This window comes from Bacillus cereus group sp. MG1 (assembly GCF_040460035.1).
In the GTDB taxonomy this organism is placed as follows: Bacteria; Bacillota; Bacilli; order Bacillales; family Bacillaceae_G; genus Bacillus_A; species Bacillus_A cereus.
Genome location: NZ_JARVGY010000003.1, coordinates 291,617 through 313,866, shown reverse-complemented (window position 1 = coordinate 313,866; position 22,250 = coordinate 291,617). Strand labels below are relative to the sequence as shown.

Genomic DNA, 22,250 nt, shown 5'->3' with positions numbered 1-22,250 from the left:
CATTTAATTTAAAATATAAAACCTCAGACTCTTTATATTCTCGCCTCAAACTTAAATCACCAATAACAACATTCTTGTATTCATTTTCTTTAAATGCATAATGATCTACCGTAAATTCATCAGCAATATACAATTGGTCATTTGACATAATAACCAAACACTCATTATCATCGATTAAATGATGCACAAGACTATGCATAAATTCAGAAGCATTTTGATTTTGATTCGGTTGAACATTTAGTAGATAGTAATTTTCTCCACGAATTTCTTTTCCCTTATCAAACGTTTGTATTTCACACATTGTAAGTGCATTTGCAATCAAATCAATACAACTTTCCACTGCTAACTTCTTATAAAAATAATCTACTTTTAATTCATAATCACAACCATCTACAGTTCTAAAATTTTTACCACTCAAAAACCCTTTAAACCAATCAATTACCCCCATTTCACACCTCCTTTTAACCACCGAATACTCTAAACATTTTCTTAATTGTCTCTTTTGTAATAGGGATTCCTTCTTTTAACATTCCATCTAGAGTTAGGGCATGTATTAACGCCATAAATCCATCCGTTTTACGTAAATAAGGTTCGATTTTTTCATAACTAATATTTCCTTTTGAATCTTTATCTACATACACATTATTGGTGTACCAACGCATCATACGATCTGCACCGTATACAATGCTCTCCGTTGCAAACATTTCTTCCACTACAGGTTGTAGCTTGGTATGTGTTACCTTTCCACTACGAGCTATCTCAAGATGAAAACCTGCTTCTTCAAAGATTTGTTTAATATAATTAATCCTATATAAGTCTGAAGCGATTGATTTTATATTGTATATTTTCGCTTGTTTAATAAACCATCCTAGAATATGCTCTGGTTTATTAATGACATCATCGATAATCGTTACAAGCCCTTCATCTATCGCTACTTGAATATCAATTTTAAAGTTTTTATTCTTTAATGCTTGACGATTAATAAAAGTATGATGTTTCCAGTACCTTTTCCCTTTATATTTAAATAACAAACCTACACCAACAAAATCATTAATATCCGAGAAATCAATACCACCTACACAAGTCTGTCCTTTTAATTCCTCCAATGGAAACTCTTGATCAGTAGCTTTTATTTGCTCCCAACTTGCTACAGAGAACATCGTTTCTTCTTGTGGTAAATTCATACGTTTTGTCATGAATTCAATCCGTGCGGAAGGTCTCGTTTGCATGTTCTCATATTCTGTTTCCATCTCTTGCTTCAAATGAGGAAAATAAGGTAATGAAGGGTTTGCCTTCTCCCACATTTCAAAATCATCCACTTCACTTTCATCATCTAATTTACAGAGAAACGGAAACATGCGTGAATTAGGGAGTTCCTCATTCAATACTTGCCTAGCCACATCTTTAAAATCATCGAGTACACCGCCACGCACATCTCCATCTGTAGTTAAATAAAAACGGCGTGGATGTTGTACCTTCCCTAATGCTGATGTAAATACTTTGATGTTGTCATAACTTTCGTAGGCATGAATTTCATCAAAAATAACAACCCCAGGACGTAAACCATCTTTTGTCTTAGCGTTGTTCGTATAATATTTAATTTTCGATTTTGTTTTCTTGTATACTATTTTTTCTAACGTCCATTTAAAGAATTTCTTCATTCTCTTTTTGTACTCTTCTAATACATCATGAACATCCATAAACGACGTTAAAGCTTGCTCTTTTGAAGTAGCTACAATATCAACGTTATATCCTCGAATCCCTTGTTTGCTAACTAAGTAGAAAGCAAGCGCTGCAATGAATCCATTTTTCCCAGCACCACGGCCCATCAAAATTAAAAACTCATTAAACACAAGCGTTCCGTCATCATAAAACAAACCTACACAGCAAGCCAAAATAAAATCTTGATGTGGTAATAATTCAAACGGAAAATACCTTTCAATAAATTCTTTTGCTTTTGTAATTTCATCATGATTGATAACGATGTTGTTTTGGCTGAGTTTCTTCTTTAGAAGTCCCATTAATAGTTTGACTTCTTTCGATGACTTCACCCGGCCGCTTTCGACCATATTTATATAGTTATCAATATAGGGGTGATACTTATAATTCGTCATCGTCATCACCTGTATTTGGATTTTGCAAATTCATCTTTTTAATTAACTCTGTCATACTACGAATAGTTTCCCGGTATTCCTTTCCGGCTGGATTAGGTTTAATTCCTTTTTGCCCTCCACCGTTATCCCATGTAACCATACGTTCTTTCTTCCATTCTCTTTCCAATGCTTTTGATGCATCCCACAATGCCATGTATTTATCGACCAAATCAATGTACACCGCACTGTCCATTTCTTCATTTTCCAATTGTTGTAATAAATCTTGTTTAACTTGCATCTTTTTAGAGAGTTTTCGCAACTATACCCCCCCTTTACTTAAAAAAATAAAAAATATATTTTCTCACCACCTCCCCCCGTTGATCGGTCCTCCTACTAAAAGCCAAACTTTTTGACCGGGGGGTGTTTAAGAAACCAATTCAAAGTAAGCTTCAATAAAATCCAAAATAAAAAAGACTTCTTCGCTAGAAATCTTTAGGATGTCTGTCGTAAATATTAAATTCTCTTCTTCTTGTAATCTTTCTCTAACAACAGTAAGTTTAAGTCGTTTACACTTTCTTGAGTTCACACAGTCTCTTATTTGGCAGTAACGCCAGTAAGAATACTTTCGGAACTGATTAAGCATATCGCGTTCATATGACGTACGCTCGTCCTTCTCAGCGTATTGAATCATCATGTCAGTATCAAATGTCCAACTACCATCAACAATAATCATAGCTACCACCGTTCCTCATTCATGAACTTAGGTACCTTCTTATCAACCTTATCTAATCGATCATGCACTTCATTGTGACATCGAATACATAAGCATTGTAGGTTATCTAAATCCATTGCTAAATGTGGATGTGTCTTCACTTCTTTAAGATGATGCACATTCTCAGCAGGTTTGTATTTACCTTTCGACTTACACATCTGACACTCATGATTATCACGCTGTAAAGCCTTGAGTCTTAGTGCTCTCCATTCTTTAGACTTATAGAACTTCATAAGCTTACCTTCTCTTATGAGCTTAATATAGTCCATCGTTAACACACCGTCCTTGCTCTTATGCATCTAGGCTTACGATCTAACACTTGAGACTTCAGAACCTTTACCACAACAGTATAAGGAAAACTAATACGTTCTTTATATTCCAGTTCTTCTTCATACACTAAAGCTTCTTTGATTAGATCATTAAATTCTTTGGCCTGTTCACTCATAATAGTAAAAGCCTCATGGATTACCTCAAATACTTCTCTTAATGTTACACTACAAACAATTACACCTTTCATCTCTTCACCTCTTCTTTAACTTCCTCCAAAAAAATATATCTTCTTTGAATGTATAAACTACAATTAAAGAAAGTGTTGGACTTTTAATGATGCCGAATTTATGTAGAAAGTATGAGAGCAATCCATTTTTATAATATCTCTTAGCCCACCTAACTTGAGCAATCCATATTCCTAATAAATCCTTCACTTACTCACCCCTTATCTTTCTGTATAAGCACTCGTTCAACATCACACGAGCAGATGTTCATGTTCTTCTTGTAATAGTTATTGATCATGAATTGCAGCATGTCTATTTGATTCTCTGTTAATGGCTTACCATTACATTTCGTTCTTCCACTAAGTTTCAGGTACTTTCCTAACTTAAACACATCTACAAAAGCACCGTTACATTTCGGGCAAACAGTTACTTCTTGATATTCATCTTCTCGTGCTTGATATGTTTTAATTTGATAGTCACAAGCTAAACAGCATCTAGAAACATAACACATCTATCCTCACCCCTTATCTTTCCCTAACAGATCATCCAACAACTTATTGATTACACTTGCTATAGCTTCTTCTTTCTCTTCAAATGTCGCGCTCTCTTGTAATTCGTCTAACACTTTGATTACATCTGGCAATCGCTCTAATCCAACATACTGTTTTATCTTCTTTTTACTACGAAGAGCGCGAAGGATTATGCCGATGATTATTGTTTTTTCCAGTTTATTAAAGTCTATTTGCATTTACATTCACTCTCTCAAGCATCGTTTCATGAATTCCTTTAGCTAACTTTTCCGCATCTACTTCTTGAGGTTTCTTCAGTAACTCTTCAATGCCTTTTGTTAATAGATACTGTTCCGTTTCCTTCGACAAAACAATATCCGAAGGAAGTTTATTTGTTGTTATAACATCAATCAGAAAATCTTCTACCATACTCTGACCATCACAAAGGAACATTCCTGCCATCAACTTAATGTCATGCGTCTTGTTTCTTATTAAATAAGAAAGCTGTTCAAGTTCTTTATAAATCTCTTTCTTTTTATTATTGATAATTGTTTGTTCTATCGTTCCTAATTTCTCTTCCTGCTTTTCTAGTGGCGCAAATTTCATTGGTCTTGTTGGGCCTCCACATCTAACACAACTTAATCCATCGGTATGCTTTGCAAGAATAACCGTTTTGCAATTTTCATCCATACATTCAATCATTGTTTTAAATTTCATCACTTATCCTCCTCCATAATCAAATGTTCCAGTCCTTGAACTGCTTTATCATCTAAACGAATATCCATCAATCCCAAAATCTTAATTACGTCTTCTAACGATTTGATTTTACTCGCATCAATCTTATGAGGATATCTCGGTCTAAGATAAATACTACCTTTCTTTTTCTGTGTTAATTCCTGTTCATCCATATTTCATCCCCCTCCAAAATAAAAAGCACCCAAATGGATGCTTTTCTCTCAATTATTAATTTATATTTAGATTGTGGTACGTGAAGTTTTATTCTTTTTCCAATTACCTAATGTTGCTACACACATCTGCGCGAACATTATTAGGTAACTGGAAGAAGAGCAAAAGCTCTCCTTATTAACGGTGACATTCAATCAGTACCATCTGCTGGTTTCGGATTTTATGTGCCGTCATTATGAAGCCGTTTAGAAATTTAGAAACAACATAGTGAGTTGTGTTTTCCGCCACTTCTCACAATACAAATATATCATGTTAAAAACCAAAACGTGTCCGCAAATCGTTCGCAAATAGTCCGCAGATAGTTCACGAATAGTTCGCGTTTTTGATTTATGTATTTTTTCACATCGTTTTTCAGCCTCTTTCCGCATAGTTTTGAATAAATATGTTCTTTAATCTTAGAAAATGAATTAGCTATAACCTGGATTGTGTTAAATTCACCTATTCCGTTTAACCTTAGATATACCAATCTCTTTCGCATTTTATAAAAATGAATTTGACACTTTCAGTTTAAAGCTAATTCAATAAGTGTTAAAAAAATAAAGGAGCTAGATTCTAAACTTCCTTTGATAATCATTTAATGTATCTTGCTCCATTCCAATGTATCTCAATGTTTCTTTCTGATCTGTATGATTTAACATCTTTTGCAAAGCAACTACATCCTTAAATTGTTTGTAATGATGATACCCATATGTTTTTCTGAGTGAATGAGTTCCTATACGTTCTAACCCAAACTCTTCTGCTGCTTGATTTAATATTACATAAGCCATAGCACGAGTAATCGGTTTATTCTTTCCATTCCTGCTCTTAATCAAATATTCGTTCTTCGGCTTTCCTTCTGTATAATTTCTGATAGCTCTCTTCAATTCTGAAGGCATCTTCACGTCTTTAATTTTCTTCGTTTTCTTTTCACGGATTACAATATTCCATCCCTCTACATCACGAACACGTAAACGTAATATATCCGATATTCTGAACCCTGTATTAATACCAAGAAGAAACAAAATGTAGTTCCTCTCATTCTGTTTCTTATAAAACTCTTTTATCTCTTGTATTATTTCTTTATCGCGAATCGGTTGTACAATGTTCATACTACTTCTACCTCTTCATTTTGCGCCTTTTGTTTAAATACTTCTTTTCGCAAACTAAAAGCTAAACGTAATAAAGCTTTGCCTTTCACTTTATAATACGTGGTTCTACCTAACTTCACTTCATCCATTATGTCTGGATCGTAACCCTTTTCTTCCTCCATATAATACATATGAATTATTTGTCTTTCTCTTTTTGGCAGCCTGTTAACAGCTCTATGAACCCAATTCATAAATTTATCTCTAGCCATCTCATATTGTATTCTTTCAATTGCTATGTTTTCAGTAGAACTATTAAACTCATTCGTTACAGATGGAGGAACAATTGAATACGATGCGGTTACTTTAGGTAAAATGTCACTTGGCATTTGAGATAAATACATACGATACTCCTCAAATACTTTTTCAACTTCATTTTTTGTCTCTTCTTCATCTAAAACAGGCATTTTAAATGTTAATTGTTTATTCATATTAAATTCCTCCATTGTTATTATTTTTGTCTTAATGCTCCACGTCTTCGTTCATAACGTGGTCCGCGAATTCCCATTAATTCTTCAATGTCACGAGTACTTAATTTCTCTATTTGTTTTTTCTTATTTTTCTTCTTAGTTTGTTTTGTTTGCTTTTTCCACTCGCGTAGCTGATCTCTTAACACCTTCATTTCCCCATCTCCCTTTTCAAAATAAAAAGGACACCTATTCCTAAAACAGTTATACTTGCTGTTTTAGTGAATTGGCGTCCTCTAGTTTTCTAGCCGGACTGTATTCATTTGTAATCTCGAATTTTGTCTAAAGTTTGTGTTTTTTATTCGTTTAGCTGCTACATCTGTCCTGTTATAATAAATGTAACATTGCCATTCGAAAAAAGTGACTTGTCCCCAATACAAGTTGCTTTTTTCTTTTTATTTTCAAAGGATTATTTTATTCAAAAACACATTCTAAATGTTCGTTGTATTCTTCGGTTAATTCCCATTCAGAATCATGTACCATGCTATTGCATACAATAACGCCATATTCAATATCTAACTCGTCTGTTAAATAACCATAATGTTCCCCATCGAAGAAAATAGCTATGATTCTATCGTTACATGAAAACTCTTCTTGAAATTCTCTTTTTGCTACTTGCTTCGGTTTTAATGTATTAAATAACTCATGATATTTCATTTCTTTCTACCCCCTGCATAAAACTCAACATCCCGTCAATAATATATATATATCTAGAATTACATCCCTGATTGGAGCAGTTAGCTTTTGCTAGCTGCTCTTTTATTTATTCCTGAATAAAAATTTAGATTTTACAAATACTATAATCAGCCTACACATATATGTAGGAGACCCCATGAATGGAGCAATTAGCTTTTGCTAGTTGCTCTTTTATTTCTTTCCTGCTCTTGCCTCTTAAAGAATTCTTTAACTGCGCTTTCCCAATAAGTACACATATCTATTTCCCCCTTGAATAAATCCATAGACCTTGTCCATACTATAAATACACTTGAGTTCTGAACTTCCTTCTTAATGCTTTTCTGGAGAGCAGTTAGCTTTTGCTAGCTGCTCTTTTTTGTACAAACAACTTTCATTACAAAAGTGCATATATTATTTTGAGAATGCCGTATTTCTTCAAAAGCATAAATTCACTTCGGGAAAGAGCACTGTTCGAAGGTGCTTTTTCTTATGAACTTTTTCAACAAAATGAAATTTTTGTTTAGTTTTTAGATTTATATTCTTTATGTAAATCAGCTAACGCATGGAATGTATTGTTTTGAATTAGCCTTAAAATTTCAAATGATTCATGTGGTGTTAGTCCCTCTTCTTCAACTAATCTCGCTAAACCAGTTATTATTAATTGCTGACCAAAACTATTTTGATTAAATTCAACTTTATTCATTTTCCATTCCCCTTTTCTATTAAAATGAAGTTTTTATATTAATTACTTTCTTTCCTCATAATCCAATTCAACTTCATAAGTACCTGGTCCAAAATTCCTATTTGATTATTCACACCGTCACGATATTCTTCACTATGAATTCTCGAAAAGCCATTTTGGATCCGTTTTAAACCTGATTTTCTACGTTCTAAATCAGTAATAAGCTGTTTAATTTCTTCAGATTTCAAACCGCACATCCTTTTCTAATAAAATAGCGTTTTTGTTGAATTTTTATTGAGTTTACATTGACCTTTTGTTGATTTTTTCTTCACATTTAAAAGAAACAAACATATGGATATTGTATGTAGTCTCTGCGCTCATAGAGATCTACCTTTCTTATTAAAGAGCATGCTTATATGTGTGCTCCTTTTCGCTTATTATGAAATATCGTTTGGGTTAAAACTCCAACTCGTATCGTTTCTTTAATGACAGGCTCCATAAATTCACATAAGGAATACAATATTAAAAATTTACTCATGAAAATCTGATTACAACTTTTGGGATTTTTCTGTTTCATGAGACATTCATCTACCTTATTGAGAGCACATATACAAGTGTGCTCTTTTTATTAATAAAACTAATTCAAATAACTATTTTGTATTGTCTGCTTTAATCTTTTGTTTAGTCCACTCTACAACTACTCTTCTAGATTGAAACCAGTGTACATTACACGTAGAACAAATATATTTAGTGCAAGTTTCAACATAATTAACCGTCTCTAACTTATTCCCACAATTTAAACAGTGTTGGGCCAATGTATTCATCTCCTTTTCTCTCAAATAACGCTTTTAATAAAAATTAGTTGAAACAACAACTGTCGGCTCTACAGATACTTTTATTAACTTTCTATAGTATCTTTCTCCATTGATTTCAATCGATGTTTTTCTTGCTCCCTTATATAGCGTGTCTAAACGCTTAAAATCACTTTCAGAAATTAACTTCCAAACAAACACATCATCCATCGATTCTTCAACATTTCTAGTATCATAACGCTCCCATTGCCAAAACATTTCCGATAGCCAATCATCTAAGTCAGAATGCGTTGTAAAAATGTACGCTTCATCACCGCAGTCGTCTTCTCTGAATACAAAATAGTACTCCGTTAATATGCTAGTGCCTTTTCCTTCTCTTTGAACGAACTCTTTAAAAGCTTCCCAATTACTTTTCAATCCGCCCCAATCTAAACTTCTCACCATTCTATTCCCCTCCGTTTTTGTACAAAATTCAAATTTTATACCATTTAATTTACTTTTATTGCATTTTTTTGAATAATCATGATATTATTTATTTATAAAGTCATTACGACTTTACCCTTATACAATGAGCCATGAGCCTTCACAACTCATGGCTCTTTTCATTACAAACTTCACTTCAAATCTATACGTGCTTGACTTGCTTCTCTACTAAAACCATCTGGATATCTTTTAGCTAATTTTTCGATATTCATTTGAGCGATATCTTCTAAGGTATATCCCATTTCGTGAGACATGATCGAAATGTAGTACAAGATATCTCCCAGCTCTAAAGCGATTTTATGCGTATTCCCTTCTTCTTCTCCTGGACAATGAGCTGGATCAAATCCATGACCATGAAAAATAGCTTTTTTTACAATATCAGCAACCTCACCAGATTCTCCCGAAAGCCCTAATGCTGCATTTAAAACACGTCCACCAAAATCCTGATTTGTATTCCATGTACGTAATGCCGCTTCTTGATATTGATCTAATTCACAAATTTGATTGTTGCTCATAAAGGCTTGTCCTTCCTTTGATTTACTGATTAATTTAGTTACTTCCATAACGCTGTTTTTCATTGCTTTCATTTTGATTTCCCCTTCCTATTTAGCAAATCCCTAATCCTATCGGACGATTTTCAATTAAATACTTATCCGCTTGATCTATTACAAGAAGCGCAACTTCCGCTTGGTGTCTCCTTAACGCTTTGGCCATCTTCGGTAAGCTCATACCTTGACTCCACATTTCACGAAAACGTACTACATCTCTTTCATCCCAAATGAAGTTAGCTTCTTCTAAAGCGATGTATATTTTTAAACGTGATTCCTTCATCACTTCATGATTTCTTGCTACACTCATAAGCGAACCTACTTTCTAAAAATGATTATTTTATCTTTTCAGTAAACTTAGTATCCACACGATCAACTTTACCGTTTACCCAAACTGCAACTTGCTCACCGAATCCGCTCATTGGTGGATTGACTGCTGTAACATTTCCGTCCTTCACTATTAAAAGTTTGTTGCTGCTAACATCAATTTCTATTTTTTTCATATGTCCCTCTCCCTTTTACTATCGCATGTACTCGACAACATCAGGTTTAAATCCACTTCCTAAGTAAACCCGTACCGGAATTATTTCTTTTTTATCCCTTGCTGCCTTACATAGCTCTTCCGCTGTATCCCAACTAAAAAACTTATCTACAGCGCGTTGAAATCTCCAAATCGCCATTGCATATTGTTCAAAGATGTCATAACGATCATCTTGTTTAGTTGTGCGTGGTAATTCATCCGTACTCTTTGCATTTCTTGGAATTTGGACGCGTACATCAGCGTATGTAGTGCGTCCAGTACCTCTTTTCACATTTGCCTTCATTACATCAAACTCACAAATTGCTGGCTCTACATCGAAAATATTCAATTGTTTAGGCATGTTCCTTCACACTCTTTTCAAGAGAGTTGAGTAACTCAAGTGCCCCTTCCTTACTCAAAAACATTCGGCCACCTAACAATTCGATGTTGGAATCAGATACTTTACCAGTTACAAAGCATGACTTTTCTTGTTTTCTTAAAACGACATTTTCCCCATCAACATGAAAGTCTAATGCTGTCCCTTCAGCAATACCCAAAGTTCTGCGTAACTCTACTGGAATTACTACACGACCTAGCTCGTCCACTTTTCTTGTAACACCTGTATTTTTCATAACTCGCTCCCCCTAATTAACTTACTTTTTGCTGTTGATTCCGTTGCAACTCTTGTTTCATTGATTCAAATTTGATTAACCATGCTTGCCAACGCTTATCGTTTTCTTCCTGCTGCTGTATTGCCACTTCACAATTACAACCTTTTGTTTCAATCACACCTGGATAAGTTTCTTTACGAATAATTCCTGTATCATGACATAATACACACATGCTTATTCCTCCTTAGAAACCAATATCTAAATTTAAAATTCTTTTATCTGTTGTTGTTTTAAACACGATTGTTTCATCTTTTGATACTCCATTTAACAACCTACTCGCTAATTTCGGATCATACTTTTGAAATAGCTGCTTACTTGATAAATTTGATGTAGTAATCGTTGTTTTGTTTGCTCCTTGCCTTCCATTAGCAACACCATAAAGTATTTTATGGACAAAATCGCTTGCTTCTCCGTTTCTATTCATAGAACCACTTTCAGCCCCTAAATCATCAATAACTAGAAAATCGGCTTCAACCATCAAACTAATACAGTAATCCATCGTGTACTTCGACTCTTTATTCCGAAATGAGTCTTGTATTAAACGAATTAATTTTTCTATCTCTACAAATAAACAACTTTTCATTTTCTTAAATGCGTATTCATCATTAAGAGCTTCACCATCAGAGATTGTCCAAAAATGTCTTACTAGTTCATATAACATTGCATAAGCCAAATGGCTTTTCCCTACACCTTGAATCCCTGCAATATAAACATTTAAGGTTTCACCTTTTTTGATACGCTCTAAAATCGCTAGAGCTTTTTTCTTATTTGCTTTAGTTTCCGGGCAATCCGTTTCATATGATTCTAGCCTTGATTCTGTAATTGACTGATTTTCGATAACACTATGTTTAAAAAGAAGATTCTTCTGCCGTTCTCTATTGATCTTCTTGTAGTAATTGTTTGCTTGCTGAAATAGGATTGAATCCTGTTGTTCCACTTTGCATCTTGGGCAATAAAGCGAACCATCATTTTTATCAATCATCATTCTTACAGGCTTTACAGTTACTTGTCCGCCTTTGCTAAATGTATGATTTTCGCAATATTCATCTGCAAATTCTAATGCTGCTATCTTTTCAAATGATTTCTGCATTTTTTGCACTTCTGTTCACCTCGTTAAAATGGCATATTCCCCTTGAAACCTGGGATATCTATGTGATTACCGTATTGTTGTTGAGATTCCTTACTTGGCTTTTCATTTAAATAACTTTCAAATTTAGTTCCAAATAATGTGATTGGTCTCAAGTATCCACACATTTCTGTGTTGCCGATCCATTGTGAAGTTTTGGTATCAATTACTTGTTGGAAATGAGATAATTTGAACCCTTCTTTCCACCTTGCTTTGATTAGATCCTGTGTTTTTTTAGATGTATGTTTATAATTGGTTTTTGCTTTTATGTTGAGATAATCAACAATTTCTTGATATGGAATAGGTTGAGTGTTGTCCTGGATGATTTCAGGACTATGTTTTTCTTTTAAATCTTTATCTAAATCTTTATCTAAATCTTTATCTATGTCCGTGACACCATCGTGACTTGTCCCGTGACTGTCCTGTGACATACCCAATTTTAATTGTTTTTGTTTTGCTCTTTGCTTTTGTTTACGTAATCTATCTTTTTCTTTAATTTGTTCTAACTTATCTAAACTCTGATGTTTCCCCCAATTAACAACATTAATGTAGTGATTTTCATCAATATGAATCATCCCGAATTTTTGAAATGTGCTTAGTGCCATCCGAACTGTATTTAATGGCCTATTAAAAATAGTTGCTAGCATATCTTCCGTATAAGGTATATTTTCATTTAGGAAGATGTATCCACTTGCATTTATCTTTCCTGCTTGAGCTAGTAACTTAACCCAAATGATTAATAATGTGTCTGCTTCGGGCATGCTCTCAATAATTCGGATTTTTTCATCTTCAAACATGGTAGTTGAAAGTTTAATCCATTTTACGTTTACTTCAGACATAGTCCTTACCTCCTTATGCAAACCGCAATATGTGCTTGTCCACTTTTTATAATTCGTTGAAATTCATAATGCGGATAACCAACTTTGAAATACTGTTCAATCATCTTGTTTAATTCATTCTTGTTCTCTGCTAAGTCCCAGAACTTATTAGGTAATAGCACTTGATATTCGATTAAATTCATGTACTATTCCCCTACTTTCCGTGGTATACTTATAACAACTTGTTTTTACTAAAGGACCCACTGCTATGGGTCTTTTTATTTTGTTTCACATCACTCCAAGCCCATCGTTTTATCGGTTCGTAAGTAATGTAAAGCAACAATACACTGCATGCGATAAACATTGCGAATACTACTAACGATGTTGTATCTTCCACCAAATCACCTCCTTATTTATCAAACGATAATTTTGTTAAACACCTGAAATTCTGTTTTAACTAGCATTTGTTCCCACCTTTTGTGCTTCTACCCATTTAAGAAAATCTTCCGCTTTAACACGTTTGCTTTTTCCAATTACGATTGTTGGGAAGTCCTTTCTCTTCATAAGTGCGTATGCGGCTGATCGAGAAATATTTAAGAATTCCTGTACATCCTCCGCTTTCAGTGAAAATGGTAGTTGTTTAATTTGGTACATGTTTTTTCACTCCAATCATTTTTTAAGTTCAAATATGGATATACTATCTTATAACGTCGCCCTCAACAGTAACCCTAAGGGCGACCTAGATTATAAAAAAAATCTCTCTCACTTTATTAGATCACTAATCGATACACCATAAAGTTCCGAAAGTTTTTTTAATTTCTCTACCGATAATCCTGATTCTCCTTTTTCAACGTTATGATAAGAACGTTTAAATTTCAGACCTAAAGCCTTTGAAACGTATTCTAAAGAATAACCATTTTTTTGTCTTAGAGATTTAATTCGTTGTGTATTTAGCATTTTAAGTCACCACCTTCAACTTCTAAACTTAGTATAACCAAAAGTAGCCCTTAAGGCAACTTTTTATTTTTAAAAATTTATTTTTTATTTTTACGTTGCCATTAGGGCTACTCGTTGTTACATTTAAACTAGATACTTTTTATAAGTAGCACGAAAGGATGTTATAGATGAATATCATAGGGGAGAGAATATTCGACTTAAGAAAAGAACGAAAACTAACACAAGAAAAAATAGGTGAAAATATTGGTGTCAGCAAGCAAACTATTTCCAAATATGAAAAAGGGACAAAAATCCCCTCACGCGAGAACATTGAAAAATTAGCTGATTTCTTCAATGTTCCCATTGATTACTTATTCGGGAAAAGCGATAATTCCATTAAAAGCAGCAATAATATAAAAGAAATATTTGAAAGTGATGAATTGCATTGGGATGGAAGAAAGCTGTCTCCTGAAGAAATTGAAAGCGTCAAAGCGCTTTTAGAAGTAGCTATCCAAAGAATGTTAAAACAAGAAAAAAAGGATTAGCATGAGGCTAGTCCTTTTTTTGGTTCCATTCGCTGCATAACTTCGCTTAATTCATTGTCAGTAATGAATCCTTGTTTATGTATTTCTTTCAAAGCATGAAGAGTATCATTTTCTGAGACTTTATCCCCTAATAAATATTTAATCATTGATTTTATTTTTTCTTCGCCACTTAGTAACAATACGAACTCCTCCATCCCAATTAATATGTGATTCTTTTAACAAACTGTGCATTTTTGTAACGTTTCTCAAAAATGCATACCCCTTAAAAAGCACTCAAGACGCTACTTAGTAGTAGCGTCTTGAAAAATAATTTATAAATTTCTAATGAGTTCCTGGATCAACCATTAGATATGTAGTTTCTAATTTACTTGAATGTGCTTGTGAAGTATCTTTATTTTGTTCAACCGCTCCTAGTAATCCCAAAACACATACCATTGTAAAAATAATTTTTTTCAACCTATTTCACTCCCTCTTTAATTAAAAGACGTGTCACCAAATTTGAATAGAATACATTCCCATTATTAGCGAATTTTTCTAAAGCTTCTTTGAGAATCATTATATCATTTCTATCTACAAAAAATAAATAATATAATTTAAATGCGGATAAATTTTTTCCTTGTTTTTTTAATTTTTCAAAATAAGATCTAGCTTTAACTCCTGAACCAAATTTAGCATCAAAGAAAGCTTTTTCCGCTTCTCCTACGAAATCCCAATCTATTTTATCTACATTTATTCCATACTCAATTCGTAAAAAAGCTAATGTGCTATGAACTGATCGATACATTTTACTATAAGTAGTAATGCCTAATTTTTTTATTAACTTTAGACTTTCCAAAAAGTACGTTTCCGCCTGAAAAGGATTTTCAAATATAAAAGACTCCCCTAAGCAACTCAACGCTTTAGCCTTTATAACCGAATCTTCCGGAGCGGATCTTATTATACTATTACAAATGTCCCTGCATTCTTTTATTTTATTGCTAAACAAGTTAATATGAGCTTTTCGATCATCATGTTGTAAGTCCAAATGTTTTTTTATAAATGCGTTTTCTACGAGTGGTAAATTTTGATCAATCTTTTTAGAATACGGGACCATAGCCATGAAATTACTACTATCATATAGCGCAAATCCATGTAACATGTCTACTATTATTTGATAGTCAACATTTTTAGAATGGGATAATTCATCTAATTTCCGTTGTAATCCTTCTCCTTCTAATTTGCTCAAATTTCTTTGATTATATAAATCATACAAATGTAGATACTTGTTTATTTTCTCTTTCTTATCATTGTTAATATGTTTTTTAATTAACTTTTTCATTAATTGATACTCACCAATTGTTTGACAATAGGACAGTCCCTTTTTTACGTTTAGATCACTCTCACAAGCCAATATAAATTCTCTAATTTTCTTTCTACGCTCCGTCCAGTTTGGATACAAGTCGGGAGCCATTAATAAGAATGACTCTAACTTCATTTCTTTAATTTTCCCATTTAATACCCTATTAAGATTAGTCCTATCAATATCTGCTTTTTTAGCTAATGCACCAACGTCCAACTTAACATAATTGATATGTTCTTGTAAGTTCTTGATAAAGCTCTTCATTATAAAATTCCCTCCTAAATCAGAACCCAAAACACATCCCTTATTTCTCAATAGGAAAATGAACCATAATTCTTTTTACGCTTACGAAGTGTGATATACTATGTAATGACTCATGGAAACTTTTCCCTATCTATGCTAGGGTGAAATGTTATAGATGTGCGGCCTTACATCTATAACACCGTGGGTCTTTTTTATTCCTTTTTTCATTAAATTAAGTTTATCATAAGATTTAGAATGTTCGTTCCTATTATGGTCAAATCATGTTGAGAAAGTTTTTTTCAAAAAGTCTATTTTTTCATTAAGAATATTTTACCACCAAAAGAACATTTGTTCTACAATTTCTCAATAGAATTGTCAATTAGTGTGATATTTATTATTATACGGACAAAATTCATGACATATATAGTCTAAAAATTCTCATGTATTTATACTAAAACTATGAATACATTTGGAGAAAATTTAAAAAAATTTAGAGCAAGTCGTTCCCTTACTCAATCCGAGTTCGGTGAAAAAGTGCAATTAAGTCGTAGCCAGGTTGGCAATTTAGAAATCAACTATAATCAGCCTGATCTCGACACTTTGGATCGTATTGCATCATATCTAGGTGTATCTGTTGATGCTTTAATGGGCAGAACAACTACACTAAACGAGAAAAATATAGCAAATGCTCTCAATGAGATTCAAACGGTTTTCGCAGGCCTGGATGAATCTCAACGAGAGCAATTCTGTAAACAACTCGTTTTATATGCAAAGTTCCTGAAAAATCATAACGAGCTATTATGAGTCGATTGTAGTAGAAAACATTTCCAATCGCAACGGTAAAAATTAACAAATTTTTATCAACAAAAAAAGAGAGCGCTTAGCTCTCTTTTTTATATTCCTGTGCCTGGGTCTTTTACGTACCCTCCACCTGGATTCGGGTCATATTTCAATTGACTTACTCCTAAGCCGCCTGGGTCAAAGTAATCTTTTCTCATTTTCTTAAACCTCCTGGTTCTTTTCGCCATACTCCACCTAGATCAATTGTATACCCGCCACCAGGTCCTGGATCGAAAATCCCCATTCCTGTACCTGGATCAGGAATCATCTTTGAACCACCAGGTTCTTTTATGTACTTTTTCATTTCGTAATCCCCCTTTTCTTACACACCTATACTTGGACCAGTAATTGTCTTCCAACCCGTCCCGGGGTCTTCGTTGCATTTCCAGCCACCGCCACCTGGTTCATTGTGCCAACCTACACCAGGGTCAGTAACTTTATGCCCACCAGGTTCTTTTGTGAATTCTCCCATTTTTTATCCCCCTTTCTTTTTGTATATAAATATTGTAGCTCACTTGTTCTATATCTGTAAATTTCCTTTTACAGAAATTAGGCTTACATGCTATCATTTCTTATACCACTACCACATATCACAGCTTGTATCTAGAAAACGATTATGACGAGGTGAAAGTGCGCCCATAAGGGCCTTGTAAACTCTGATTTAGTAAATCAGCGGGTGAAGTGAAACAAGATAACAACCCGACACCGGTAGCCTTATCCGTAATCGAAAGTGAGCGGGGAGTGTAGCATGGCTGCAACGGGATAAGTCACTCTAATGTCATGAGTGCGACTGAATTTCTAGGTGTACCGTGGTAAACAAGGTTGAATGCTAAACTGCGTGAAGGATAAATCAAGGGGTCTTATCGACGACCATATCGAAATAGACATTGAAACGATATGTCTCTAGTTCAGCTCATCTATTTTTTGTGGAGAGAGGTGTGTTTCACACTAGAGAACCAACTAAAGTACATTAGTAAAGATTGAAAGTCCCAACCGACATTACTACAAACTATTTACAAGGTACTAAATGGGGATTACCTAAGTGGAAGCGCCATTTATGGCTATAGAGGATGATTTCAAGGTAAAAACCAAGAAATGTGGCTCTTGAATATTCCATATGGTAACGGAGCCTTCGTAGTAGTCAGAGATAGGGAAAGCCTATCACACTAACGTATGACAAATTACGTTAGGTCATGGTTGTGAAATCAGGATGGCGAAGGAAGGTAGTCAATTAGTTCATGATGATAATAAACAGGAAGGAAGCGAGATGCTGATGAGAAATCCAGTTTATGTATTGAACACCTTGTCGAAGAATACTATTAAAGAAAACTATATATTGATAAAAAAGGGAGTAAGAAAAAACGTCCTCTTGGGGTACCGACATTTGACGATAAACTTGTCCAATTAGTAATAAAGTATATCTTAGAAGCAATTTATGAACCAAACTTCTCTGAGAACTCACATGGATTCAGGAAAAATAGGGGTTGTCATACAGCTTTGAAACAAATTAAAAAGAGTGGTAATGGAACTAAATGGTTTATTGAAGGTGATATTCAAGGTTTCTTTGACAATATCGACCACCATATCCTAATTAACCTACTAAGAAAACGTATCAATGACGAAACACTCATCGGATTAATATGGAAGTTCCTAAGAGCTGGGTACATGGAGGATTGGCAATTCCACAAAACATTCAGTGGAACACCACAAGGAGGGATTCTCAGTCCTCTTCTTGCCAACATATATCTAAACGAACTAGATATATACATGGAAAAATACGCTGAAAAGTTCGGAAAAGGTCAACCAAAAGACAGAGAAGTTGATAAAAGATATCAATACTTACACCTCAAAATAAAAAGAGGGCGTAAGAAAGCAGACTTACTAAGAGAACAAGGTAAACACAATGAAGCTCAGGAATTAATCGAGCAAGTCAACGAATGGGTTAAGGAAAGGGGACAACGTCCCTACTACAATCCAATGTCGGATAAATTTAAGTCACTAAAATATGTTAGATATGCTGATGACTTTATTGTAATGATAATCGGCAGTAAAGATGATGCCAAAGCCATTAAATCTGATATAGCTCAATTTCTCAATGAAGAATTAAAATTAACTTTATCAGAAGAAAAAACACTTATCACCCACTCTAGCAAGAAAGCAACATTTCTTGGGTACAACGTCAATATCACTAGAAACGAGTTATTTACCAAATACTCGGTGAAAGGTGCAAAAAGAAGACATCACAATCTAAAAGTAAGACTTGAAATCCCCCATGAAACATGGCGAAATAAATTACTTGCCCTGAATGTTTTAGAAATGAAGTATGTGAATGGGAAAGAAACTTGGAAACCAAAGCATAGACCGGAAATGGCACACCTAGATGATTTGGAAATACTACATAATTATGTATTACAGATCAGAGGGATGTACAACTACTACAAATATGCAGTTAATTCAACGGTACTCCAAAAATTCAGTTACGTTCTAGAATACAGCATGTATAAAACATTCGCCAATAAATATAAAAGCTCAATCGGAAAAATTAAGGGGAAATATTGCAAAAACGGTGTATTCATAGTCAATTACAAAGATAAAAAAGGCAAACAACACTCTCATTCTTTCTACAGGGAAGGATTTAGAACGGTTGATATAACTAAGATGAAAACACAAGAAAATAACATCGACAACTTGTTAGCCTCAAGAGTTCATATGTCAACAACTAGTCTTATGGATAGGTTGTCAGCCAACAAATGTGAACATTGTGGTAAAACCGATTCTAACTTAGTAATGCACCATGTCCGAAAAATGAAAGATGTTGAGAAAGGCAAAGCCAAATGGCAAAAATTAATGATTGCCCGTAGACGCAAAACATTAGCCGTATGTGAGGATTGCCATAATGAAATTCACTATGATATGAGAGTAGAACTTATAGCGAAAAACAGAAAAAAATAACTTTGACAAGCAATTGATGGAGAGCCGTATACTCTGAGAGGAGTACGTACGGTTCGGTGAGGGGTTTTGAGAAACCTATCATAGCAATATGACAAGGCGCTCGCTTCCTACTCTACAATCATGGCATACTTTCGTAAACGTGGTGAGAAGTGGTCTTTTACCATGGATGTCGGCAAAGACCCTATCACAGGTAAACGGAAACAAATCACTAAAGGTGGTTTTAAAACAAAGAAAGCTGCTCAAGAAGAAGTGGCTAAAGTTACAAATGATTTAGCAAATGGGGATTACGAGAATAGTGATATTCGCTTTTCTCAGCTCGTAGAAATCTGGATGCAAGAGAAAGAATCATCATGTAGACCATCAACATTGTATCAATACAAACGCATTCTACGCTCACGTGTTATGCCTGAATTTGGTGAAAAGAGATTATCAGATATAAAACCATTGACTGTTCATAATTTTCACCAGAAGCTACTTAAAGAGGGTCTAACTACGAAATACATTTCATCTGTTGATGTTATGTTAAAACAAATCCTCGATAAAGGCGTAGAACTAGAAATGATTAACTCTAATCCTGCTAAGAAAGCTAAACGGCCTAAAGTTAAAAAGAAGTCGCAAGCTAGTTGGACAGTTGAACAAGCCATGAAGTTTATGGAGTATGCAAAAATAAAAGGAAGCTATTATATTGCGTTTGTTTTAGCGTTGCATACAGGCATGCGGATTGGCGAAGTATTGGCTCTACAGTGGGATGATATTAATTTCGAAAACAAGACTATTCATGTACAAAGAACTTTAACACTTGTAGATGGTAAATACGAATTAGGGGAGACAAAAACCGAAGCATCTAATCGCATAATCCCCATGACAGAAGAATTAATGGAAGAGTTGTTAGAATATCGAAGTCATAAGAAAGAGAATTCTTTCGATTTATTAATTTGTACAAGAAATAAAAAAATCGTGCATCCATATACGATACGCTACCAGATGCATGCTTTGTGCGAAGCAATTGACGTACCGTATATTAGATTCCACGATATCCGAAGAACGTTTACAACTATTTTAATCGATTCTGGCGCAAATGCAAAGGTTGTTTCAAAATTACTTGGTCATACAAATGTTTCTACAACTTTAAATATTTATACGGATGTTTATGAAGAACGTCAAATTGAAGTAACTGAAATGCTAGGAAATGTACTGAAAAGTGGTCGAAGTGGTCAAAAAGTGGTCAGTGAAGAAAAACAAGAGGATTAAACCCCGCGGTATAAGTGGTATAATACATTTATAGTGTAAGTTTTTTCTTTACACTATAATGAAGTCATCATAGTAAATAATATATAGAGTATCACGTTTTTCAAAAAGATGCTACATCGAAAGGAGAGATTACCATAAAAGCTGGTGGTATAGTTGTTGAATATAACCCTTTTCATAACGGTCATCTTTATCATGTGCAACAGACAAAAAAGTTAACACAATCCGATATAATAATTGCCGTTATGAGTGGTCCTTTTTTACAGCGTGGTGAGCCCGCACTCATTTCCAAATGGTATCGCACTAAAATGGCCTTAGCAAACGGCGTAGACCTTGTTGTAGAGCTTCCATACGTCTTTGCAACACAAAAGGCTGAAACCTTCGCAAATGGTGCTATTTCCATTTTAAATGCCCTACGTGTTTCTGAAATTTGTTTCGGTAGTGAGGATGGACAAATCGAAAATTTTTATAATACCATCTCCGTACAAAAAAACGAAGAAGAGACTTTTAACTACCTTGTAAAACAATTCATGGACGCTGGTAATAGTTATGCAAAAGCAACATCGGATGCTTTCTCACACATTTTAACATCTGAAAAAAACATAGATATGTCACAACCAAATAATATTTTAGGCTTCCAATATATGAAAGCAATTCTGTCACAAAATAGCTCTATACAAGCTCAAACTATAAAAAGATTTGCCTCTCATTATCATGATGAAACATTTAATGACCAACATATTGCAAGCGCGACAAGCATCCGAAAACAACTCTTTAGCGAAGAAGGATCATTTACAACAATTGAACCTTTTCTCCCACAGGCAACCACTTCGCTTTTAGCAAATTACAAACAAAATTACGGGATATTACATAATTGGGAACAATACTTTTCATTTTTTAAATATAGACTCATGACGATGTCTCCAGGGGACTTACGACATATATATGAAATAGAAGAAGGTTTAGAGCATCGTATTTTATCAAAAATACAAAACAGTTCCTCCTTCTATTCATTCATGGAAGCATTAAAAACAAAACGTTATACATGGACTAGATTACAAAGAGCTTGTACACACATTTTAACAAACACAACAAAAGAGGAAATACGTAGCGCAAATATAGAACAACACGCACCATATATTCGCCTGCTAGGTATGTCACAAAAAGGACAAACTTACCTTTCAAAAAACAAGAAAAAAATCGAACTTCCAATCCTTACTCATACAAAAACATTCGACCATGCCGCTTTAGATATAGAGAAAAAAGCAAACTCTGTATATTTCTCCATCATGCACGAACCGTTACGCACACAACTATTAAAACAGGATATAACACACCATCCTGTTCGCTATGATGAAACAACTACAAAATTCCTATAAAAAAACCT

General features: G+C 34.1%; 39 protein-coding genes. 5 read left to right on the top strand and 34 right to left on the bottom strand.

The genetic code is table 11. From position 1 onward, the window contains the following. The 29 genes from QCI79_RS31660 to QCI79_RS31520 all read right to left on the bottom strand — a co-directional run. Window positions 1–448: phage portal protein (locus QCI79_RS31660; protein WP_353842268.1), on the bottom strand; the 448-nt coding region annotated here is incomplete at its 3' end. Between the two features lie 13 nt (window positions 449–461). Continuing rightward, entirely contained in the window at window positions 462–2,114 is a 1,653-nt protein-coding gene (locus QCI79_RS31655; RefSeq protein ID WP_021727587.1) for a terminase TerL endonuclease subunit, read from the bottom strand. Next, window positions 2,101–2,412 (bottom strand): hypothetical protein, encoded by a 312-nt coding sequence (locus QCI79_RS31650; RefSeq protein WP_021727588.1) that lies wholly within the window; start codon window positions 2,410–2,412, stop codon window positions 2,101–2,103. Before QCI79_RS31650 ends, QCI79_RS31655 begins: the two co-directional genes overlap by 14 nt. Before the next feature lie 105 nt (window positions 2,413–2,517). Next, the gene (locus QCI79_RS31645) at window positions 2,518–2,826 is read right to left on the bottom strand and encodes a hypothetical protein (protein WP_021727589.1); all 309 of its coding nucleotides are present in this window, start codon (window positions 2,824–2,826) and stop codon (window positions 2,518–2,520) included. Between the two features lie 2 nt (window positions 2,827–2,828). Beyond that, window positions 2,829–3,098, bottom strand: a complete 270-nt coding sequence (locus tag QCI79_RS31640; protein WP_228220125.1) for an HNH endonuclease — start codon at window positions 3,096–3,098, stop codon at window positions 2,829–2,831. 38 nt (window positions 3,099–3,136) lie between these two features. After that, complete coding sequence (locus QCI79_RS31635; RefSeq protein WP_021727591.1) at window positions 3,137–3,382, bottom strand: hypothetical protein; 246 nt, start codon at window positions 3,380–3,382, stop codon at window positions 3,137–3,139. A 191-nt stretch (window positions 3,383–3,573) separates the two neighbouring features. Then, window positions 3,574–3,870 carry a hypothetical protein gene (locus QCI79_RS31630; protein WP_021727593.1) on the bottom strand — a complete coding sequence of 99 codons (297 nt, stop codon included), beginning with the start codon at window positions 3,868–3,870 and terminating at the stop codon, window positions 3,574–3,576. A gap of 6 nt (window positions 3,871–3,876) precedes the next feature. After that, window positions 3,877–4,107, bottom strand: coding sequence for a hypothetical protein (locus QCI79_RS31625; protein ID WP_021727594.1), 231 nt, complete (start codon window positions 4,105–4,107; stop codon window positions 3,877–3,879). Next, on the bottom strand, window positions 4,091–4,585 hold the full coding sequence (locus QCI79_RS31620; protein WP_021727595.1) for a hypothetical protein: 495 nt from the start codon (window positions 4,583–4,585) through the stop codon (window positions 4,091–4,093). The genes QCI79_RS31625 and QCI79_RS31620 overlap by 17 nt, the downstream gene beginning before the upstream one ends. Then, window positions 4,585–4,776, bottom strand: a complete 192-nt coding sequence (locus QCI79_RS31615) for a hypothetical protein (protein WP_021727596.1) — start codon at window positions 4,774–4,776, stop codon at window positions 4,585–4,587. Before QCI79_RS31615 ends, QCI79_RS31620 begins: the two co-directional genes overlap by 1 nt. A 603-nt stretch (window positions 4,777–5,379) precedes the next feature. Further along, complete coding sequence (locus QCI79_RS31610) at window positions 5,380–5,922, bottom strand: tyrosine-type recombinase/integrase (protein ID WP_021727597.1); 543 nt, start codon at window positions 5,920–5,922, stop codon at window positions 5,380–5,382. Further along, complete coding sequence (locus tag QCI79_RS31605; RefSeq protein ID WP_021727598.1) at window positions 5,919–6,389, bottom strand: ArpU family phage packaging/lysis transcriptional regulator; 471 nt, start codon at window positions 6,387–6,389, stop codon at window positions 5,919–5,921. Before QCI79_RS31605 ends, QCI79_RS31610 begins: the two co-directional genes overlap by 4 nt. A 20-nt stretch (window positions 6,390–6,409) precedes the next feature. Then, entirely contained in the window at window positions 6,410–6,580 is a 171-nt protein-coding gene (locus tag QCI79_RS31600) for a hypothetical protein (RefSeq protein ID WP_021727599.1), read from the bottom strand. A gap of 259 nt (window positions 6,581–6,839) precedes the next feature. Then, window positions 6,840–7,082, bottom strand: coding sequence for a hypothetical protein (locus QCI79_RS31595; protein ID WP_021727600.1), 243 nt, complete (start codon window positions 7,080–7,082; stop codon window positions 6,840–6,842). Between the two features lie 538 nt (window positions 7,083–7,620). After that, a complete protein-coding gene (locus QCI79_RS31590) occupies window positions 7,621–7,803 on the bottom strand; it encodes a hypothetical protein (protein WP_021727601.1) in 183 nt (60 codons plus the stop codon). A gap of 38 nt (window positions 7,804–7,841) precedes the next feature. Beyond that, entirely contained in the window at window positions 7,842–8,039 is a 198-nt protein-coding gene (locus QCI79_RS31585) for a hypothetical protein (RefSeq protein ID WP_021727602.1), read from the bottom strand. Between the two features lie 591 nt (window positions 8,040–8,630). Further along, window positions 8,631–9,038, bottom strand: coding sequence for a hypothetical protein (locus QCI79_RS31580; protein WP_016090376.1), 408 nt, complete (start codon window positions 9,036–9,038; stop codon window positions 8,631–8,633). Between the two features lie 170 nt (window positions 9,039–9,208). Beyond that, entirely contained in the window at window positions 9,209–9,664 is a 456-nt protein-coding gene (locus QCI79_RS31575; RefSeq protein ID WP_021728086.1) for a nucleoside triphosphate pyrophosphohydrolase family protein, read from the bottom strand. A gap of 19 nt (window positions 9,665–9,683) precedes the next feature. Further along, window positions 9,684–9,935, bottom strand: coding sequence for a hypothetical protein (locus QCI79_RS31570; protein ID WP_042991632.1), 252 nt, complete (start codon window positions 9,933–9,935; stop codon window positions 9,684–9,686). A gap of 25 nt (window positions 9,936–9,960) precedes the next feature. Further along, window positions 9,961–10,128, bottom strand: coding sequence for a DUF3954 domain-containing protein (locus QCI79_RS31565; protein WP_000717826.1), 168 nt, complete (start codon window positions 10,126–10,128; stop codon window positions 9,961–9,963). Window positions 10,129–10,146: 18 nt separating this feature from the next. Then, window positions 10,147–10,506, bottom strand: coding sequence for a hypothetical protein (locus QCI79_RS31560; RefSeq protein WP_023522897.1), 360 nt, complete (start codon window positions 10,504–10,506; stop codon window positions 10,147–10,149). Further along, a complete protein-coding gene (locus QCI79_RS31555; protein WP_042991630.1) occupies window positions 10,499–10,777 on the bottom strand; it encodes an AbrB/MazE/SpoVT family DNA-binding domain-containing protein in 279 nt (92 codons plus the stop codon). The genes QCI79_RS31560 and QCI79_RS31555 overlap by 8 nt, the downstream gene beginning before the upstream one ends. A gap of 16 nt (window positions 10,778–10,793) precedes the next feature. Next, the gene (locus tag QCI79_RS31550) at window positions 10,794–10,988 is read right to left on the bottom strand and encodes a hypothetical protein (RefSeq protein WP_021727623.1); all 195 of its coding nucleotides are present in this window, start codon (window positions 10,986–10,988) and stop codon (window positions 10,794–10,796) included. 12 nt (window positions 10,989–11,000) lie between these two features. Then, window positions 11,001–11,915 carry an AAA family ATPase gene (locus QCI79_RS31545; RefSeq protein ID WP_021727897.1) on the bottom strand — a complete coding sequence of 305 codons (915 nt, stop codon included), beginning with the start codon at window positions 11,913–11,915 and terminating at the stop codon, window positions 11,001–11,003. Between the two features lie 14 nt (window positions 11,916–11,929). Beyond that, window positions 11,930–12,781, bottom strand: coding sequence for a phage replisome organizer N-terminal domain-containing protein (locus QCI79_RS31540; RefSeq protein ID WP_021727896.1), 852 nt, complete (start codon window positions 12,779–12,781; stop codon window positions 11,930–11,932). Between the two features lie 5 nt (window positions 12,782–12,786). Further along, window positions 12,787–12,963 (bottom strand): hypothetical protein, encoded by a 177-nt coding sequence (locus QCI79_RS31535; RefSeq protein ID WP_021727895.1) that lies wholly within the window; start codon window positions 12,961–12,963, stop codon window positions 12,787–12,789. Between the two features lie 29 nt (window positions 12,964–12,992). After that, a complete protein-coding gene (locus QCI79_RS31530; protein WP_021727894.1) occupies window positions 12,993–13,157 on the bottom strand; it encodes a hypothetical protein in 165 nt (54 codons plus the stop codon). 56 nt (window positions 13,158–13,213) lie between these two features. Next, entirely contained in the window at window positions 13,214–13,414 is a 201-nt protein-coding gene (locus tag QCI79_RS31525) for a helix-turn-helix domain-containing protein (protein WP_000284333.1), read from the bottom strand. A gap of 108 nt (window positions 13,415–13,522) precedes the next feature. Further along, window positions 13,523–13,717 (bottom strand): helix-turn-helix domain-containing protein, encoded by a 195-nt coding sequence (locus tag QCI79_RS31520; protein WP_000935436.1) that lies wholly within the window; start codon window positions 13,715–13,717, stop codon window positions 13,523–13,525. A 167-nt stretch (window positions 13,718–13,884) separates the two neighbouring features. On the opposite strand from QCI79_RS31520, the gene QCI79_RS31515 reads away from it, so the two are divergent. Beyond that, a complete protein-coding gene (locus QCI79_RS31515; protein WP_016125848.1) occupies window positions 13,885–14,241 on the top strand; it encodes a helix-turn-helix domain-containing protein in 357 nt (118 codons plus the stop codon). On the opposite strand, the gene QCI79_RS31510 is transcribed toward QCI79_RS31515, so the two are convergent. The 3 genes from QCI79_RS31510 to QCI79_RS31500 all read right to left on the bottom strand — a co-directional run bounded on the left by QCI79_RS31510 (window position 14,238) and on the right by QCI79_RS31500 (window position 15,844). Further along, window positions 14,238–14,420 (bottom strand): hypothetical protein, encoded by a 183-nt coding sequence (locus QCI79_RS31510; RefSeq protein WP_021727893.1) that lies wholly within the window; start codon window positions 14,418–14,420, stop codon window positions 14,238–14,240. The two genes, QCI79_RS31515 and QCI79_RS31510, sit on opposite strands and share 4 nt — an antisense overlap. Window positions 14,421–14,562: 142 nt before the next feature. Continuing rightward, a complete protein-coding gene (locus QCI79_RS31505; RefSeq protein WP_023901278.1) occupies window positions 14,563–14,697 on the bottom strand; it encodes a hypothetical protein in 135 nt (44 codons plus the stop codon). 1 nt (window position 14,698) lies between these two features. After that, window positions 14,699–15,844 (bottom strand): AimR family lysis-lysogeny pheromone receptor, encoded by a 1,146-nt coding sequence (locus tag QCI79_RS31500; RefSeq protein ID WP_021727892.1) that lies wholly within the window; start codon window positions 15,842–15,844, stop codon window positions 14,699–14,701. A 438-nt stretch (window positions 15,845–16,282) separates the two neighbouring features. Here QCI79_RS31500 and QCI79_RS31495 point away from each other — a divergent pair, with 438 nt between their 5' ends. After that, the gene (locus QCI79_RS31495; protein ID WP_021727891.1) at window positions 16,283–16,627 is read left to right on the top strand and encodes a helix-turn-helix domain-containing protein; all 345 of its coding nucleotides are present in this window, start codon (window positions 16,283–16,285) and stop codon (window positions 16,625–16,627) included. A 190-nt stretch (window positions 16,628–16,817) separates the two neighbouring features. Here the strand turns inward: QCI79_RS31495 and QCI79_RS31490 are convergent, their stop codons facing one another. Together QCI79_RS31490 and QCI79_RS31485 are read right to left on the bottom strand one after the other, a co-directional pair. Continuing rightward, window positions 16,818–16,967 (bottom strand): hypothetical protein, encoded by a 150-nt coding sequence (locus tag QCI79_RS31490; protein ID WP_021727889.1) that lies wholly within the window; start codon window positions 16,965–16,967, stop codon window positions 16,818–16,820. Between the two features lie 18 nt (window positions 16,968–16,985). Continuing rightward, complete coding sequence (locus tag QCI79_RS31485; protein WP_000503723.1) at window positions 16,986–17,135, bottom strand: hypothetical protein; 150 nt, start codon at window positions 17,133–17,135, stop codon at window positions 16,986–16,988. An 863-nt stretch (window positions 17,136–17,998) separates the two neighbouring features. On the opposite strand from QCI79_RS31485, the gene QCI79_RS31480 reads away from it, so the two are divergent. The 3 genes from QCI79_RS31480 (at window position 17,999) to QCI79_RS31470 (ending at window position 22,242) form a co-directional block, all read left to right on the top strand. Continuing rightward, window positions 17,999–19,615, top strand: a complete 1,617-nt coding sequence (locus tag QCI79_RS31480) for a reverse transcriptase domain-containing protein (RefSeq protein WP_353842269.1) — start codon at window positions 17,999–18,001, stop codon at window positions 19,613–19,615. Between the two features lie 120 nt (window positions 19,616–19,735). Beyond that, a complete protein-coding gene (locus tag QCI79_RS31475) occupies window positions 19,736–20,866 on the top strand; it encodes a site-specific integrase (protein WP_000323192.1) in 1,131 nt (376 codons plus the stop codon). 194 nt (window positions 20,867–21,060) lie between these two features. Further along, window positions 21,061–22,242 carry a nucleotidyltransferase gene (locus QCI79_RS31470; RefSeq protein WP_002101277.1) on the top strand — a complete coding sequence of 394 codons (1,182 nt, stop codon included), beginning with the start codon at window positions 21,061–21,063 and terminating at the stop codon, window positions 22,240–22,242. Window positions 22,243–22,250: the final 8 nt, after the last annotated feature.